Source organism: Amycolatopsis sp. NPDC051373, from assembly GCF_040689465.1.
Lineage (GTDB): Bacteria > Actinomycetota > Actinomycetes > Mycobacteriales > Pseudonocardiaceae > Amycolatopsis.
Map to the genome: position 1 here is coordinate 340,721 of NZ_JBFBAE010000004.1, position 15,970 is coordinate 356,690.

The 15,970-nt window shown below is 72.2% G+C and carries 17 protein-coding genes; 7 read left to right on the top strand and 10 right to left on the bottom strand.

The features are described from left to right. The first annotated feature begins 2 nt into the window (after nucleotides 1-2). Both AB0383_RS10040 and AB0383_RS10045 read left to right on the top strand, forming a co-directional pair. The gene (locus AB0383_RS10040) at nucleotides 3-1,016 is read left to right on the top strand and encodes a helix-turn-helix domain-containing protein (protein WP_366186434.1); all 1,014 of its coding nucleotides are present in this window, start codon (nucleotides 3-5) and stop codon (nucleotides 1,014-1,016) included. Between the two features lie 97 nt (nucleotides 1,017-1,113). Beyond that, nucleotides 1,114-2,064 (top strand): alpha/beta hydrolase, encoded by a 951-nt coding sequence (locus tag AB0383_RS10045; RefSeq protein ID WP_366186436.1) that lies wholly within the window; start codon nucleotides 1,114-1,116, stop codon nucleotides 2,062-2,064. Between the two features lie 14 nt (nucleotides 2,065-2,078). On the opposite strand, the gene AB0383_RS10050 is transcribed toward AB0383_RS10045, so the two are convergent. Genes AB0383_RS10050 through AB0383_RS10060 form a run of 3 tightly spaced genes read right to left on the bottom strand, consistent with a single transcriptional unit; the run spans nucleotide 2,079 to nucleotide 5,463 of the window. Further along, nucleotides 2,079-2,825, bottom strand: coding sequence for a succinate dehydrogenase/fumarate reductase iron-sulfur subunit (locus AB0383_RS10050; protein WP_364177946.1), 747 nt, complete (start codon nucleotides 2,823-2,825; stop codon nucleotides 2,079-2,081). After that, the gene (locus AB0383_RS10055) at nucleotides 2,822-4,750 is read right to left on the bottom strand and encodes a fumarate reductase/succinate dehydrogenase flavoprotein subunit (protein WP_366186539.1); all 1,929 of its coding nucleotides are present in this window, start codon (nucleotides 4,748-4,750) and stop codon (nucleotides 2,822-2,824) included. The genes AB0383_RS10050 and AB0383_RS10055 overlap by 4 nt, the downstream gene beginning before the upstream one ends. Before the next feature lie 2 nt (nucleotides 4,751-4,752). Next, nucleotides 4,753-5,463 (bottom strand): succinate dehydrogenase cytochrome b subunit, encoded by a 711-nt coding sequence (locus tag AB0383_RS10060; protein WP_364177943.1) that lies wholly within the window; start codon nucleotides 5,461-5,463, stop codon nucleotides 4,753-4,755. An 83-nt stretch (nucleotides 5,464-5,546) separates the two neighbouring features. Here AB0383_RS10060 and AB0383_RS10065 point away from each other — a divergent pair, with 83 nt between their 5' ends. The 5 genes from AB0383_RS10065 (at nucleotide 5,547) to AB0383_RS10085 (ending at nucleotide 10,610) form a co-directional block, all read left to right on the top strand. Beyond that, entirely contained in the window at nucleotides 5,547-6,476 is a 930-nt protein-coding gene (locus AB0383_RS10065; RefSeq protein ID WP_364177940.1) for a LysR substrate-binding domain-containing protein, read from the top strand. 43 nt (nucleotides 6,477-6,519) lie between these two features. Next, nucleotides 6,520-7,428 carry an MBL fold metallo-hydrolase gene (locus AB0383_RS10070; protein WP_366186439.1) on the top strand — a complete coding sequence of 303 codons (909 nt, stop codon included), beginning with the start codon at nucleotides 6,520-6,522 and terminating at the stop codon, nucleotides 7,426-7,428. Nucleotides 7,429-7,532: 104 nt separating this feature from the next. Continuing rightward, on the top strand, nucleotides 7,533-8,888 hold the full coding sequence (locus tag AB0383_RS10075) for an OFA family MFS transporter (RefSeq protein ID WP_366186441.1): 1,356 nt from the start codon (nucleotides 7,533-7,535) through the stop codon (nucleotides 8,886-8,888). Nucleotides 8,889-8,904: 16 nt separating this feature from the next. Further along, entirely contained in the window at nucleotides 8,905-9,756 is an 852-nt protein-coding gene (gene fdhD, locus AB0383_RS10080; RefSeq protein ID WP_364177931.1) for a formate dehydrogenase accessory sulfurtransferase FdhD, read from the top strand. Between the two features lie 209 nt (nucleotides 9,757-9,965). Further along, complete coding sequence (locus AB0383_RS10085; RefSeq protein ID WP_364177929.1) at nucleotides 9,966-10,610, top strand: NAD(P)-dependent oxidoreductase; 645 nt, start codon at nucleotides 9,966-9,968, stop codon at nucleotides 10,608-10,610. Here AB0383_RS10085 and AB0383_RS10090 read toward each other — a convergent pair. The 7 genes from AB0383_RS10090 to sucC are packed head-to-tail and all read right to left on the bottom strand — an operon-like array spanning nucleotide 10,607 to nucleotide 15,762. Then, complete coding sequence (locus tag AB0383_RS10090) at nucleotides 10,607-10,903, bottom strand: LysR substrate-binding domain-containing protein (protein WP_364177926.1); 297 nt, start codon at nucleotides 10,901-10,903, stop codon at nucleotides 10,607-10,609. The two genes, AB0383_RS10085 and AB0383_RS10090, sit on opposite strands and share 4 nt — an antisense overlap. A 17-nt stretch (nucleotides 10,904-10,920) precedes the next feature. Beyond that, nucleotides 10,921-11,091, bottom strand: a complete 171-nt coding sequence (locus tag AB0383_RS10095) for a LysR family transcriptional regulator (protein WP_364177923.1) — start codon at nucleotides 11,089-11,091, stop codon at nucleotides 10,921-10,923. 46 nt (nucleotides 11,092-11,137) lie between these two features. Further along, complete coding sequence (locus AB0383_RS10100; RefSeq protein WP_364177920.1) at nucleotides 11,138-11,995, bottom strand: LysR family transcriptional regulator; 858 nt, start codon at nucleotides 11,993-11,995, stop codon at nucleotides 11,138-11,140. A 26-nt stretch (nucleotides 11,996-12,021) separates the two neighbouring features. Continuing rightward, entirely contained in the window at nucleotides 12,022-13,164 is a 1,143-nt protein-coding gene (locus AB0383_RS10105; protein WP_366186444.1) for a molybdopterin molybdotransferase MoeA, read from the bottom strand. A gap of 10 nt (nucleotides 13,165-13,174) precedes the next feature. After that, the gene (locus AB0383_RS10110; protein WP_304504299.1) at nucleotides 13,175-13,684 is read right to left on the bottom strand and encodes a carbonic anhydrase; all 510 of its coding nucleotides are present in this window, start codon (nucleotides 13,682-13,684) and stop codon (nucleotides 13,175-13,177) included. A 2-nt stretch (nucleotides 13,685-13,686) separates the two neighbouring features. Continuing rightward, nucleotides 13,687-14,577 carry a succinate--CoA ligase subunit alpha gene (gene sucD, locus AB0383_RS10115; RefSeq protein WP_364177914.1) on the bottom strand — a complete coding sequence of 297 codons (891 nt, stop codon included), beginning with the start codon at nucleotides 14,575-14,577 and terminating at the stop codon, nucleotides 13,687-13,689. A 3-nt stretch (nucleotides 14,578-14,580) separates the two neighbouring features. Then, entirely contained in the window at nucleotides 14,581-15,762 is a 1,182-nt protein-coding gene (gene sucC, locus AB0383_RS10120) for an ADP-forming succinate--CoA ligase subunit beta (RefSeq protein ID WP_366186447.1), read from the bottom strand. Nucleotides 15,763-15,970 lie beyond the last annotated feature (208 nt).

Sequence of the window (15,970 nt, forward strand, 5' to 3'; positions counted from 1 at the left end):
CGTTGCGTGAGCTGGCCGGGCGCATGCGGGCGATCGACCCCGGAGCCGGGGCCGCCCTGCAGGTGGTCGCCCACTTCGACGCCCTCGTGGAAGCCCGCGCCGGTCTCGAGGCGACGGTGCGGGCCGCGGCCGTGCTCGCCGGCTGCGCCGCGGGTCTCGTCGCTCCGGGTCGCCGTTTGCGCGTCCGAGTGGAACCGGACGGCCGGCGTGTGGACGGCGAGGTCGCCGGGCTTTCGGTGCCGCTGCCGGGCTACGCGGGCGCGCTCGTGTGGGTGGAACGCATGGCTGACGAGCCGGGCCGGGCGGAGTTCGACCGCGTGCTCGTGGACCGGCTCGCCGCGACGGTCGGGATCGTGCTCGACCGCACGGGTGCCGGGTTCCCGTCAGGTGACCCGGCGGCGGTGGAGCTGCTGGTGGACGCCACCGCCGACGAAGCCGCCCGGCTGGCCGCGGCCCGGCGGCTCGGGTTGTCGCCGGAGGGCTCCTTCGTCGTCACGGTCTGCGCGGGCGGCCCGCACCCGCCCGGTGCGGCCCGGCTCGGCGGCTTGGTGGTGACGATCGACCCGGCCGGATCACCTGCGAGGGCCGGCCCGGCGGTGCGGTCGGCGTCGGGACCGGCGGTCGCCTTGCGGGATCTGCCGGTGTCCTACGGGCAGGCGGTTCTCGCGCTGCGGCTCACCGCCGTCGACGAACCGGGGCCGTCCCATGTGGACGCCGCCGAGGTGGGTGGGTTGCTGGCGCTCGCCGACGGGTGCGACTCGCCGGCGGCCGCGGCGGACGTGACGCACCTCGAACGCGTCCTCGCCGCGCACCCGTGGGCGCTCGCCACCCTGACCGCGGTCGCGGCGGAGCCCAGCCTGCGGGCGGCCGCGGCAGCGCTCCACGTGCACCACTCGACGTTGCAGAGCCGCGTCGACCTGCTCGCGCAGGCGCTGGGCTACGGCCTCGCCTCCCCGGCCGGGCGGACCCGGCTCACGGTGGCGTTGGTGCTGCGCCGGTTCCGCCGGAGTCGCTGACCGCCGCGTGGCGGGCAACGGCCGCCGCGTGCCGGGTTCACCGGGGCGGGCTCGGGCCCTAGCGTCGGGGGTCGACGTCCCGAGAGGAGCAGGCGGCATGCAGAGGGTGCACCCACCGTTCGACCCCGAGATCGCGGCGGCGCTGGTGGCGGTGAACGAGGCGCTGCCGTCGTCGGTGACGCCGGAACTCGTGGGCGGGCTGCGTGAGCTGACGGCGGCCGGGCACACGATGACCGTGGGCGAGATCGGCGAGCACGCCGACGTGGAGGAAGTCGACGCCGGCGTTCCGCTGCTGGTGCTGCGGCCGAAGGGCAGCGACCCCACCGTGCCGTTGCCGGGCGTGTACTTCATGCACGGCGGCGGCATGATGGCCGGCAACAACCGCACGGGCGCCGACTGGCTGCTCGGCTGGCTGGCGGAGATCCCGATGGTCGTGGTGAGCGTCGACTACCGCCTCGCGCCGGAGCACCCGCACCCCGCGCCCGTCGAGGACTGCTACGCCGGTCTGACGTGGGTCGGCGAGCACCTCGCCGAGCTGGGCATCGACCCCGCCCGGCTCGTGGTGGCGGGCGGCAGCGCCGGCGGCGGGCTCGCGGCCGCCACCGCGCTGATGGCGCGCGACCGCGGCGGCCCGCCCCTGCGGGGGCAGCTGCTGGTGTGCCCGATGATCGACGACCGCGCGAGCACGCCGTCGAGCACCGAACTGGTCGGTGAAGGCGTGTGGGACAGCGTCTCCAACGCCACCGGCTGGTCCGCGCTCCTGGGTACCGCCGCCGGTGGTCCGGATGTCTCCCCGTACGCCGCGCCCGCCCGCGCCGCCGATCTCTCGGACCTGCCACCCGCGTTCATCGAGGTCGGCTCGGTCGAGACCTTCCGCGACGAGGCCGTCGCCTACGCCTCACGCCTGTGGCAGTCGGGCGGGCAGGCGGAGCTGCACGTGTGGCCGGGCGGGTGTCACGGCTTCGACGAGGTCGTCCCGCACGCCCCGATGTCCCGCGAGGCGCGGGCGAGCCGGGCCAACTGGCTACGCCGCGTCTTCGCTGAGTAGGACCGCCGAGCAGGTCACTTGCCGGCTTTGCGCGCCGCCTTGAGGAACTCGCGGTTGAGCGTGGTGATGCTCGTCAGCGGGATGCCCTTGGGGCAGGCCAGCGTGCACTCGCCGCTGTTGGTGCAGCCGCCGAAGCCTTCGGCGTCCATGGTGTCGACCATGTCCAGCACTCGCTGCGCGCGTTCGGGCTGGCCCTGCGGCAGGGAGTTGAGGTGGCTGACCTTCGCGGCGGTGAAGAGCATTGCCGAGCCGTTGGGGCAAGCCGCGACGCAGGCGCCGCAGCCGATGCAGGTGGCGTTGTCGAAGGCGAGGTCGGCGTCGGGCTTGGGCACCGGCGTCGCGTGGGCGTCGGGGGCCGCACCGGTCGGGGCGGTGATGTAGCCGCCGGCCTGGATGATGCGGTCGAACGCCGAGCGGTCGACGACGAGGTCCTTGATCACGGGGAAACCCTTGGCGCGCCACGGTTCGACGTCGATCACGTCGCCGTCGGAGAACGCGCGCATGTGCAGCTGGCACGTCGTGGTCGTCTCCGGCCCGTGGGCCTGGCCGTTGATGACGACACCGCAGGAGCCGCAGATGCCTTCACGGCAGTCGTGGTCGAACGCGACCGGCTGTTCGCCCGCCTCGATGAGCTGCTGGTTGAGCGTGTCGAGCATTTCGAGGAAGGACATGTCGGTGCTGATGCCGTCGATCGCGTAGTCGACGAGCCGTCCTTCGGTGTCGGGGCCGGACTGGCGCCAGACACGCACGGTGAGTTTCACGTGTAGCTCCGCTGGGTCGGGTGGACGTAGTCGAAGTTCAGGGGTTCCTTGTGCAGCACGGGTTTCTCGCCGAACTCCCAGGCCGAGACATGCGAGAAGTTCTCGTCGTCGCGGGCGGCCTCGCCCTCGGGAGTCTGGTGTTCCTCCCGGAAGTGCCCGCCGCAGGACTCCTCGCGCACGAGGGCGTCGAGCAGCAGGAGCTCGGCGAGCTCGAGGAAGTCGGCGACGCGCGCGGCCTTCTCCAGCTCCTGGTTGAGCTCCTCGCCGGTGCCGGGGATGCGGACGTCGCGCCAGAACTCGGCTCGCAGTTCCGGGACGCGTTCGAGGGCCTTGCGCAGGCCTTCGGCGGTGCGGGCCATGCCGCAGTGGTCCCACATCATCAGGCCCAGCTCGCGGTGGAACGAGTCCACCGACCGCGTGCCGTTCACCGCGAGGAGCCGGTCGAGGCGGTCGCGGACGCCGGTCTGCGCCTCGACGACGGCGGGGTCGTCCAGGGCGACGTCGGTGAACCCGCCCTGTCCGATGTAGTCGTTGAGGGTCGCCGGCAGAACGAAGTAGCCGTCGGCCAGGCCCTGCATGAGCGCCGAGGCGCCGAGGCGGTTGGCGCCGTGGTCGGAGAAGTTGGCCTCACCGATCACGAACATGCCGGGAATCGTGCTCTGCAGGTCGTAGTCGACCCACAGCCCGCCCATCGTGTAGTGGATGGCGGGGTAGATGCGCATCGGGACCTCGTACGGGTTCTCCGCGGTGATGCGCTGGTACATGTCGAAGAGGTTGCCGTAGCGGGCTTCGACGGCCGGGCGCCCGAGCCGTTGGATGGCGTCGGCGAAGTCCAGGTACACCCCGAGCCCGCCGGGTCCGACGCCGTAGCCGGCGTCGCAGATGTTCTTCGCCGCCCGCGACGCGATGTCACGGGGGACCAGGTTGCCGAAGCTGGGGTAGAGGCGTTCCAGGTAGTAGTCCCGTTCGTCTTCCGGGATCTCCGACGGCGGCCGCGGGTCCTGCTTCTCCTTCGGCACCCAGATGCGGCCGTCGTTGCGCAGCGACTCGCTCATCAGCGTCAGCTTCGACTGGTGGTCGCCGGAGCGCGGGATGCACGTCGGGTGGATCTGCGTGAAGCAGGGATTGGCGAAGTACGCGCCCCGCTTGTGGGCCCGCCAGATCGCCGAGGCGTTGGAACCCTTGGCGTTGGTGGAGAGGTAGAAGACGTTGCCGTACCCGCCGGTGGCCAGCACGACGGCGTCGGCCAGGTGCGTGGTGACCTCGCCGGTGACGAGGTCGCGCGCGACGATGCCACGGGCCCGGCCGTCGACCACGATCAGGTCGAGCATCTCCGTGCGCGGGTGCAGCTCGACGTTCCCGGCGTCGATCTGCCGCGACAACGCCTGGTAGGCCCCGATGAGCAACTGCTGCCCGGTCTGGCCCCGCGCGTAGAACGTCCGCTGCACCTGCACACCGCCGAACGAGCGCGTGTCGAGCAGCCCGCCGTACTCGCGCGCGAACGGCACGCCCTGCGCCACGGCTTGGTCGATGATCTGCGCCGACACCTCGGCCAGCCGGTACACATTGGACTCCCGTGATCGGAAGTCGCCGCCCTTGACCGTGTCGTAGAACAGCCGGTGCACGGAGTCGCCGTCGTTGCGGTAGTTCTTCGCCGCGTTGATGCCGCCCTGGGCCGCGACCGAGTGCGCGCGCCGCGGCGAGTCCTGGAAGCAGAACTGCACCACGTGGTAACCCTGCTCGGCCAGCGTCGCCCCGGCGGATCCACCGGCCAGGCCGGTGCCGACCACGATCACGCGGTGCTTGCGCCGGTTCGCCGGGTTGACCAGCTTCGCCGAGAACTTCCGCGCGCTCCACCGCTCGTCGATCGGTCCGGACGGCGCCTTGGTGTCGGTGATCGGCTCGCCGATCGTGTAGTCGAGCATGCTCAGCTCACCCATCCAGTCATGACGGAGATCGGCACGATCATGAAGCCGCCGGTGATGACCACGGCCAGGACGGTGCCGACGGTCTTGACCGTGCGGTCCTTGGTCGCGCTCTTGATCCCCAGCGTCTGCGTGGCGCTCCAGAACCCGTGGTTGATGTGCAGCCCGAGCATCAGCAGGGCCACCAGGTAGATCACGTTGACCCACCACACCTGGAAGTCGGCGACGACGTTGTGGAACGGCTGCCCCTCCACGAAGTCCCGGTTCGCGACCCCGACGGTGAGGTCGAGGATGTGCCACACGATGTACACCGCGAGCGTCGCGCCGCCCCAGCGCATGGTGTGCGTGGCGAAGGTCGCCCGCGGCCGCTGCCCGTGCGCGTACCGGACCGGCCGCGCGCGGCGGTCGCGTTTGGACAGCTGTACCGCCGCCGTGACGTGCAGCACCAGCGCCACCACCAGGACCGCGCGCTGGACCCACAGGAACCACGCGTACGGCAGCGCCGGCTCCCCGATCGTGCGCAGCCAGGCCGCGTAGTGGTCGAAGGTCTCCGGCCCGAAGAAGATCTTCAGGTTGCCGGCCATGTGCGCGAGCAGCCAGACCACGAACAGCAGTCCGGTCGCCGCCATCACGACCTTCTTGCCGATCGACGATTCCCAGAAAAGCCGCACCGCCGAGCGTTTGCGCCGGGCGGTGGCGAGTTCACTTGCCACGGCTCCGACGTTAGGTCCGCGTCAACGAGAGGGCAAACACATGATTCCTCTCGTGCCCAGAGCCAAAGCCTATGATGAGCTCCATGCAGTTCCAGCAGCTGGCATATTTCCTGGCAGTGGCCGACACGAGGCACTTCACGCGCGCGGCCGAGCAGGCGCGTGTGGCGCAACCCTCACTGTCACAACAGATCCGCGCGCTCGAACGCGACGTCGGCGCCACGCTGTTCCACCGTGTCCGCGGCAACGTCACGCTCACCGAGGCCGGCGAGACGCTCCTGCCGATCGCGCGGCGCATCCTGGCCGAGACCGAGACGGCGTACCGGGCGATCCGCGAGCTCGACGAACTGGGCCGCGGCCGGGTGCGCCTCGGCGCGACGCCGAGCCTGTGCACCGGCCTGCTGCCGGTGATGCTCGCGGCGTTCCGGCGCACCTACCCCGGCATCGAGCTGGTGCTGCACGAGAGCGGTTCTCGCGACCTGCAGACCGACCTTTCCGAAGGCGGGCTCGACCTCGCGATGATCGTCGACAGCCGGGTCCGCGACGATCACCGACTGGAAAGCACGCCGTTGTTCGTCGAGGAGCTCGTGGTGATCTCGCCGAAGCACGAGCCGGCGCCGGTGCGCGGGCGGCTCGCCATCCAGGACCTGAAGGGCCGGCCGCTCGTCATGTTCCGCCGCGGCTACGACCTGCGCGAGGCCACCGTGAACGCCTGCCGCGCCGCCGGCTTCGACCCGGCCTTCGCCATCGAGGGCGGTGAGATGGACGCCGTGCTCGAGCTCGTGCAGGCAGGTCTTGGTCTGGCCGTCGTCCCGAGCACCGTGGTGGGGGACCGGTTCCGGATGACGCAGTTCACCGAACCCGGCCTCAGCCGCGTCGTCCGGCTCGCCTTCCGCCGCGACGTCGAGCTCACGCGCGCCGCCCGCGCCCTGCAGGAGGAGATTGTCCGGTTCCTGGCCGGGGGAGGTGGGCTCGGTCACCTCCCGCCCGGGATCCGCTCGCTCGCCGGGCGCTGACGGAGGCATGATCAACTCGAGGAGTCCGAGAGGGGAGTGCGTGATGGCGGGAGCGCTGAACGAGCAGTCGGCGGTACGGGTGCTGCAACTCGGGGGAGTGCGGTTCACCTATGTGGTCGACGGCGCGCTGGCCATGGTGCCCGGCGCGTTCTTCCCCGCCATCCCGGCCGCCTACTGGACCGAACACCCCGAGGTGCTCGACGCGAAGGGACGTGTCACGGCGTCCGCGGGCGGCCTGCTCGTGGAGCGCGACGGCCGGTCGCTGCTCGTCGACGCCGGGCTCGGCGTCGCGACCGACCCGGTCGAAATCGGCGGCGAACCGGTCGCCTTCAGCGATTCCGGCGCCCTGCCCGACACCCTCACCGCGCTGGGCCACAAGCCGGAGGACATCGAGGCCGTGGCGTTCACGCACCTCCACGTGGACCACACCGGCTGGGCGTTCGTCGACGGCCGCAAGTTCTTCCCGGCGGCCACCTACCTCGTCGCCGCGCAGGAGTGGGCGCCGCACGGGCGCGGGGAGCTCATCCCGGGAGCGCCGGGCCGGGCCGAGGTGATCGAGCCGCTGGCGGGCACGCACCAGGTGATCGGCGACGGCGACGAGGTCTTCCCCGGTGTCCACGCGCTGGTGACACCCGGCCACAGCCCGGGTCACACCTCCTACGTGATCGAGGCGGGGGAGCAGCGCGTGATCGCGTTCGGCGACGTCTTCCACATTCCCGCGCAGATCACGCACCCCGACTGGCCTTCGCTGCCCGACGTCGACGCCGCGGGCGTGCTCGCCGCCCGTCGCCGGATCGTGGAGGAGCTGGAGCGGCCCGGCGCGATCGGATTCGGCATCCACTTCGGGGACCAGGCGTTCGGCCGCGTCCGGCGAGGCACCGATGGTCTGCTCAGGTGGGAACCGATCGAGGCCGAAGCCGTGCTGCCCGCGCCGCGTGTGCTGGGGGCCTGAGCCCGCTCCGCCCGTCGGGCGACGCCCGTGGACAGGGTGCAGTGTGGGTGCTATAACCGGACTACTCCATACTGCATACAACATCCAGTCGAGCGGGTGACGCCATGTCCGAGCACCGGACCACCACCGCGGTTCGCGAACTGAAGGACGTCTACGGACGCCGGTACCGGGTCGGGGAAAGCGATCTGGACCTGCTCGGCCGATCCAGGAGCTGGATGCTCTGGCTCAGCGGCGCCGCGATGTTCGCGGCCGGGCTCCAGCAGTACGGCTTCGGCGCCATCGCGCCGGTGCTCACCGGCGCGCACGGCTGGACGTTCACCGAAGTGGTGGTGTCACTCGCCGTGTGGGCGGTGGCCCAGTCGAGCGTGGTGTTCCCCGCCGCGTGGCTGCGCGACCGCGGCCGGCTCTCGCCGTCGTTCGCGGTGGTGCTGGGCGGGATCCTGTGCGCGATCGGGCTCGTGACGCTCGGCCACGCGTCGAGCCTGGCCGTGGTGTTCGTGGGCTACTCGCTGCTCGGCGGCATCGGCACGGGGCTGGTCTACGGGACGTGCGTCGGCGCCGTGATGCGCTGGTTCCCCGACCACACCGCCACCCGAGTCGGCGCGGTGAGCGGCGCCTTCGCCTACGGCAGCGTCCCCTTCGTGCTCGTCGCCGGCTTCGGTCTCAGCTTCGGCAACCGCGGCGTGCTGCTCGACGTGACGGCGGCACTCGTGCTCGTCATCGTGGTCGGCGCGGGCGTGCTCCTGCGCTATCCGCCGCGCAACTGGTGGCCGTCCGGGGCGCCGGACCCGCGCGAGTGGGCGCGGGACAAGGTCCGCAACCGCACCGTCTCGGTCAACCGCCCCGCCGTCCGCCACTACCGGCCGGCCGAGCTCCTGCGCTGCGGCACGACCTTCGCCCTGTACGTCACAGTGGTGCTGGCCGCCGCCGTGCTGCTGTTCGACCTCGCCTATCTCGCCACGTTCGTCGCCGAGCAGGGCGGCGGCACGGGCCTCGCGGCGGTCGCGCTCGCGGTGCTCGCCGGCGTGACCGGCACCGGCCGCGTGCTGCTCGGGTGGCTGTCCGACCGCGTGGGCCGCCGCCGGATCCTGCAGCTGGCCCTGGTGGCCGGCGGTATCGGCCAGTTCGTGCTCTTCTACTCCGGCGAGCACCGGCAGGCCTTCGGCCTCGTGTTCGGCGCCGCGCTCGCCGGGCTGGGCAACGGCTGCTGCTATACCCTGCTGACCGGGTTGGTGCGCGAGTACTTCGGCGAGGAGTCGGCGTTGCAGAACTTCGGTGTGCTCTACAGCGCCAAGGCCGTCGGCGCGCTCCTCGGCATCGGGCTCGCCGCCCTCGTGGTCACGGCGCACGGCTACTTCGGCGCTTTCGCCGCGGCTGGGATCTTCAGCCTGGCCGGCGCCGTTCTCACCGGACGGCTGACGCAGCCGGGCCGGCCCAAGTCCCTGCTTCCCGCGCGCTGATCCCGGAGGTGGCCCCATGGGCCGGATGACGAGCCGACGCCGCGTGTTCCGCGTCGTCGACGGCGAGCTCACGATGCGCCCGGACACGCTCAGCGCCGAGGAACCGCTGGAGATCCGCGTGGCCGGCAAGGCGCTCACGATCACCATGCGCACGCCCGGCAGCGACTTCGACCTCGCCGCCGGGTTCCTGGTGGGCGAGGGGATCGTGCGCCAGGGCGCCGACATCGCCGGGATCCGGTACTGCGCCGGGGCCACTGTGGACGGTTCCAACACCTACAACATCGTCGACGTCGTGCTGCGCGCCGGCGTGCCACTGCCCGACCCGTCGATGGAACGCAACTTCTACACCACGTCCTCGTGCGGCCTCTGCGGCAAGGCGAGCCTGGACGCTGTGCGCACGACGTTGCGGTGGCCGGTGACCGCCGACCAGCTCGCCGTCGGTCCGGAGGTGCTGACGGGCCTGCCCGACGCGTTGCGATCGGCGCAGAAAGTGTTCGACCGCACCGGCGGCCTGCACGCGGCCGGGCTCTTCGACGCCGCCGGAGAGCTGCTGTGCGTGCGCGAGGACGTGGGGCGGCACAACGCGGTCGACAAGGTCGTGGGCTGGGCCGCGCGCGAGGGCCGGCTGCCGCTGACCGGCACGATGCTGATGGTCAGCGGGCGGGCGTCGTTCGAGCTGGTGCAGAAGGCGGCGATGGCGGGAATCCCGTTGCTGGCGGCGGTTTCCGCGCCCTCGTCGCTGGCGGTGGAGCTGGCCGAGGAGGTCGGGCTCACACTCGTCGGGTTCCTGCGTGGCAGCTCGATGAACGTCTACACGCGAGCCGACCGGCTCGGCCTGCACGACCCGCTGCAGCTCGTCGAGCGCTGAGGTCCCGCAGCGAGATCCAGAAGGCTGCGCACCGGCGCCACGCACGAGGAAGGCCTCTTTCGCCGCGGGGCAATCGCGGCGAAAGAGGCCATTGTCGCAGGGTTCAGCGCTTGGCCGAGTACGAGTGCGCACCCGTGCCGGCGAGATTGCCGCCGTCGACGATGAGGTACTCGTCGCGGATCGGCGTACCGGCGAAGAACCTCAAGCTCGTGATCACCGCCGGCATCGGTTCGGACCACACCGACCTCGACTCCGCGATCGCCCGCGGCGTGACCGTGGCCGAGGTGACGTACTCGAACAGCATCAGCGTCGCCGAGCACATCGTGATGATGATCCTCTCGCAGGTGCGCAACTACCTGCCCTCCTACCAGACGGTGCTCGACGGCGGCTGGAACATCGCCGACTGCGTCGCGCGCTCCTACGACCTCGAGGGCATGCACGTCGGCACGGTCGCTGCCGGCCGCATGGGCACCGCGGTGCTGCGCCGCCTCAAGCCGTTCGACGTGCACCTGCACTACACCGACCGGCACCGCCTGCCGGCCGAGGTCGAGCAGGAGCTGGGCGTGACGTTCCACGAGAGCGCCGCGGACATGGTGCCGCTCTGCGACGTCGTGACGATCAACGCGCCGCTGCACGCGGAGACCGAGGGCCTGTTCGACGACAAGCTCATCGCCACGATGAAGCGCGGGACGTACCTGATCAACACCGCCCGCGCCCGCATCGCCGACCGCGACGCGATCATGCGGGCCCTGGAGAGCGAGCGGCATCGTCGCGACCTCGGCCCAGCGGACGCGCTCGCGCCCGGCGAGCTCACCGTCGCGCGGGGTCAGGAGCAGGTAGCGCTCCTCTCCTAGTAGAGCGGGTAGGTGCGGACGGCGCCGAGCTCCTCGTCGTCCACATAGGTCAGGGCGATGTCCAGTTCGTACTCCGCGAGCCGGCGCGTGATCTCCCGCGACGGAGGGGATTCCAGCGTCACGCGGGCGTGCGGGTGGCGTTCGCAGAACGGAGTTGTGAGCAACGTCGCGGCGGTGAGCGACGTCGGGATCGTGCCGACGCGCAGGACACCCGAGAGACTGCTGCGCATCGTGGAGAGGTCCTGGCGCAGGCCGTCGCACTCGGCGAGGATCCGGTGGGCCCACCGCAGCACGCGCTCGCCTTCGGGCGTCAGGCCCTCGAACCGCCGGCCGCGGCGCACATCGGCGCGCCCAGCTCGTGCTCCTGCTTCCGGATCGCGGCCGACAGCGAGGGCTGCGAGACGTGACAGGCGTCGGCGGCGGGGGCGAAGTGACGTTCTCGCGCGAGTGCGACGAGGTACTCCAGTTGGCGTAGCAGCACATCTCATCATGGCGCAGGCCCGGGACCGCGGAAAGGTCTTGCGGCGTCAGGTCAGGTGCCGCAGCACGGCCGCCACCGCCGGCGGGGGATCACCCGCCGGACGGGTCACGGTGATGTGCCAGGTCGGGCCGCCGCGGGAGAAAGGCCGTGAGGTGAGATCGGCGAACCGCGCGGCCACGGATGCGGGCAGGATGCACGCGCCGAGGTCGTGGCGGACGAGCTCCGCCGCGGCGGCGACGTCGGTGACCTCGTGGGCTACGGTGCGACGCACCTGCGCGGTGTGGAACGCGCGGTCGGTCGCCTCGCGGTTGGCCCAGCCCGGAGCGAAGTCGACGACCGCCGCCGCGGCCGCGTCGGCGGCGGTGACCGGCCGGTCGGCGCCGCGATCGCCCGCGGGAGTCACCAGCACCATGGCCTCGCGCCGCAGCGGCCGGCTGACCAGACCGTCACCGGCCACGCAGTCCTCGACGGCGACGAGAGCGTCCACACTGGACTCGTGCACCGCCGAGCGCAGCTGCCGCGGCGGGACCAGGAGGACCTGCACCTGCACCCCGGGGTGCTCCCGGCGCACTGCCGCCAGGGCACGGTGCGGGTCGGGCCACGCGCCGGGCATCACCCCGATCCGCACGCGGCCGTCGAGTTTCCAGCGCGCCCCGTCCACAGTCGCCCGGGCATGTTCCGCCGCCTTCAACGCGGCGCGCGCGGCGGGCAGGAACGCCCGCCCCGCCGGCGTGAGCGCGACGCGGTGGGTGGTGCGCTCGAACAACGACGTGCCGAGGTCGCGTTCGAGCGCGCGGACCACCGTGGACACCGTCGACTGCACGGTGTGCAGGCGGTGCGCCGCGGCGGTGAACCCGCCCTCCTCGGCGACCGCGACGACGATCTCCAGCTGCCGCAGGTCCATCCGCGGTCCTCCTCGGGTGCTCGTGGTCAGGGCAGGGGCAGCAGTTCGACGTCACCGCCCCGCCAGCCCGGCGGCACCACGGCGAGGGCGTCGGCGAGCGCCGCGCCCCACAGCGAACCGGGCCGGTCGTGGCCCACCGGGGTGACGTCGCCGCCCGAGCGCACGACGGGTACGAGCCGGGTGTCGCTCGGGTGTGGCGGCAGGGGTTCGGCGGCCCACGCCGTGACGGGCGCCGGCTCGCGGTGCCCGCCGAGCTCGGTCAGCAACGGCATGAGCAGCGTCAACCCGGCCCCGAGCGCCGCGAACGGGTTGCCCGGCAGCCCGACCACACACCGGCCGTCCGGCAGCACCGCCAGCAGCTGCGGGTGCCCGGGCCGGACCGCGACACCGTCCACACGCACATCGGCGAGCAGCGCACGCAGCACGCCCCGCAGGTGGTCGGCCGGCCCCTGGGAGGTGGCGCCGCAGACCACCACCACGTCCGCGTCGTCGTCGGTCAGCGCCGCGGTGAGGGCGTCGGGCCGGTCGGCGAGCCGGACGAGGCCGTGTTCGTCGGCACCCCCGGCGCGCAGCAGGCCGGGCAGCAGCGGCCCGATCGCGTCACGCACGCGGCCCGGCTCCGGCAGGCCGGAGGTCTGCACCTCGTCGCCGGTCACGACCACCGACACGCGCGGCCGGCGGTGCACCAGCAGCGTGTCGTGCCCGACGGCCGCCGCCACGCCGAGCACCGCGGCCGTCACGGTGGTCGACGTGGTGAGCAGCTCCTCGCCCTCGGGACAGTCCTCACCCCGGCGGCGGAGGTGCTTGCCGGTCACCACGGTGCCGCTCACCCGGCGTCCACTGTGGACGGCGTGCTCCACCGGCAGCACCGCCCGCGTGCCGGCCGGGACCGGGGCGCCCGTGGCGATCTCGAGCGCCGTGCCGTGGGCCAGCACCCCGGCGTACGGCGCGCCGCCGGCCCGGACCGCGCCCACCACGGTCCAGGGTCCGGGCCCGGCGACGGCGTACCCGTCCATCGCCGAGTTGTCGTACGCCGGCATCGGCACCAGGGCACGGACCGGGCTCGCCAGCGCCCGGCCCAGCGCTTCGCTCAGCGGCAGTTCCACCGCCTCGAGCGGCTTCACCGCGTCGCGGGCGATCCGGCGGGCCTCGGCCCATCCCCGGTGCATGGTGTACCTCCTAGTCCGGCCGGCCCGCGGCGCCGACCTCGGTCATCGCCCCGGTCCGCTCGTCGTACACGAACCCTCGCACGGACGCGGTGTGCGGCAGGAACGGACTGCTGCGCACGCGGCGCAGGCATTGGCGCACGTCCTGCTCGGCGTCGGTGAACGCCTCGGCCGACCAGGGCGGCCGGATCCCGGTGCCCTGCTCGACCTGGCGGGCGAACTCCGTGTCCGTGAAGGTTCGCATGCCGCAGTCCTCGTGGTGGACGAGGATGATCTCCCGGGTACCCAGCAGCCGCTGGCTCACCGCCAGGGACCGGATCGCGTCGTCGGTCACGGCGCCGCCGGCGTTGCGGATCACGTGCGCGTCGCCCTCTTCCAGGCCCAGCAACCGGTACACGCTGATCCGCGCGTCCATGCACGCCACCACCGCCACGCGCCGGCGTGGCCGCTTCACCAGTCGGGTGTGGTCGAGACCGCGGTGGTAGCGCCCGGCGTTGGCGACCAGCGCGTCGATCTCGCCCACGGTTACGGCGTTCCCGCGAGGACCTCGCGCACCAGCCGCGCGGTCTCGCTCGGGGTCCGGCCGACGCGGATGCCCGCCGCCTCCAGCGCCGCCTTCTTCGCGACGGCCGTGCCCGCGGAGCCGGAGACGATCGCGCCGGCGTGGCCCATCGTCTTGCCCTCCGGCGCGGTGAACCCGGCGACGTAACCGACCACGGGCTTGCTCACGTTGGCCTTCACGAAGGCGGCCGCGCGTTCCTCGGCGTCGCCGCCGATCTCGCCGATCAGCACGATCACGTCGGTCTCCGGGTCCTTGTCGAAGGCCTCGACCGCGTCGATGTGCGTGGTCCCGATCACCGGGTCACCGCCGATGCCGACGCAGGTGGAGAAGCCGATGTCGCGCAGCTCGTGCATGAGCTGGTAGGTGAGCGTGCCCGACTTCGACACCAGCCCGATGCGGCCGGGGCCCGTGATGTCGGCCGGGATGATGCCGGCGTTGGACAGGCCGGGGGAGACGATGCCGGGGCAGTTGGGGCCGATGATCCGCGTCTTGCCGCCCTTGGCCACGGCGTGCGCCCAGAACACCGCCGAGTCGTGCACCGGCACGCCTTCGGTGATGACCACGGCCAGGCCGATCTCGGCATCGACGGCCTCGATGACCGCGTCCTTCACGAACGGCGGCGGCACGAACAGCACCACCACGTCGGCGCCGGTCTCGGCCATCGCGTCGGCGACGCTGCCGAACACGGGCAGCTCGTGCTCGCCGACCGCCACCTTCTGGCCCGCCTTGCGCGGGTTCACGCCGCCGACCACGTTCGTGCCCGCGGCGAGCATCCGCTTGGTGTGCTTCATGCCCTCGGCGCCGGTCATGCCCGACACGACGACACGGCTGTTCTCGTCCAGGAAGATCGCCACTTCTCAGGCCTCCGCGCTAGCAGTAACGGTCGCGAGCTTGGCCGCCTCGCGGGCGGCGTCGTCCATGGTCTCCACCACGGTCACGAGCGGGTGGCCGGCTTCGGCGAGGATGCGCTGGCCCTCGGCCACGTTGTTGCCGTCGAGGCGCACGACGAGCGGTTTCGTCGCGCGGTCGCCGAGGATCCCCAGCGCCTGCACGATGCCGTCGGCCACCGCGTCGCACGCGGTGATGCCGCCGAAGACGTTCACGAAGACGCTGCGCACGTCGGGGTCGCCGAGGATCACGCCGAGCCCGGCCGACATGATCCCGGCCGACGCGCCGCCGCCGATGTCGAGGAAGTTCGCCGGTCCTCGCGCGCCCAGCTCGGCGGCGGCGGCCGCGACGACGTCCAATGTGGACATCACCAGGCCGGCGCCGTTGCCGATCACGCCGATGTCGCCGTCGAGCTTCACGTAGTTGAGCCCCTGCTCGGCGGCTTCGCGCTCCAGCGGGTCGCCGGCGTCCGGGTCGGCGAACGCCGCGTGGTCGGCGTGGCGGAACTCGGCGTTGGCGTCGAGCGTGACTTTGCCGTCGAGGGCGATCACCGCGCCGCCCTGAGTGCGGGCCAACGGGTTGACCTCGACGAGGGTGGCGTCTTCGGCGACGAAGACGTCCCACAGCCGCACCAGCGCGTCGGCGATGTCGTCGGCCACCTCGGCCGGGAACTGCGCCGCGGCGACGATCTCGGCCGCCTTGGCGCGGTCCACGCCGGTGAGCGCGTCGACCGGCACCTTGGCCAGCGCCTCGGGCCGCGTTGCCGCGACCTCCTCGATCTCCATGCCGCCGGCCACCGAAGCCATGGCGAGGAAAGTCCGCTCCGCGCGGTCGAGCAGGTAGGACACGTAGTACTCCTCGGCGATCTCGCTCGCCTCGGTCACCAGCACCTTGTGCACGGTGTGGCCCTTGATGTCCATGCCCAGGATGTCGTCGGCGACCTGTTCCGTGTCGTCAGGGGTGGCCGCGAGCTTGACGCCGCCGGCCTTGCCGCGTCCGCCGGTCTTCACCTGGGCCTTCACCACGACGGTGCCGCCGATCACCACGGCGGCCGCGCGCGCTTCTTCCGGGCTCGTGGCGACGCGGCCGCGGGGGACCGGTACGCCGTGCGAGGAGAACAGCTCGCGCGCCTCGTGTTCGAAGAGATCCATCTGAGTCCTTCCTGGCGGGCCCGGGTGGGCCGCGAACGGGACTGGGGAGGAAAGGGCCGTCCGGCGTGCCGTCATCCGCAGCGGCTCCGGCGAAAAAAACCTCCGGACAAACCTGCGGATGGCCCTGGACAGCGGGTCGCTCGGGGAGTAATTCTAATGCCTACCTCATACGGTATGCAATCTACAGTTTTCGGTGAAGGTGCCGCTG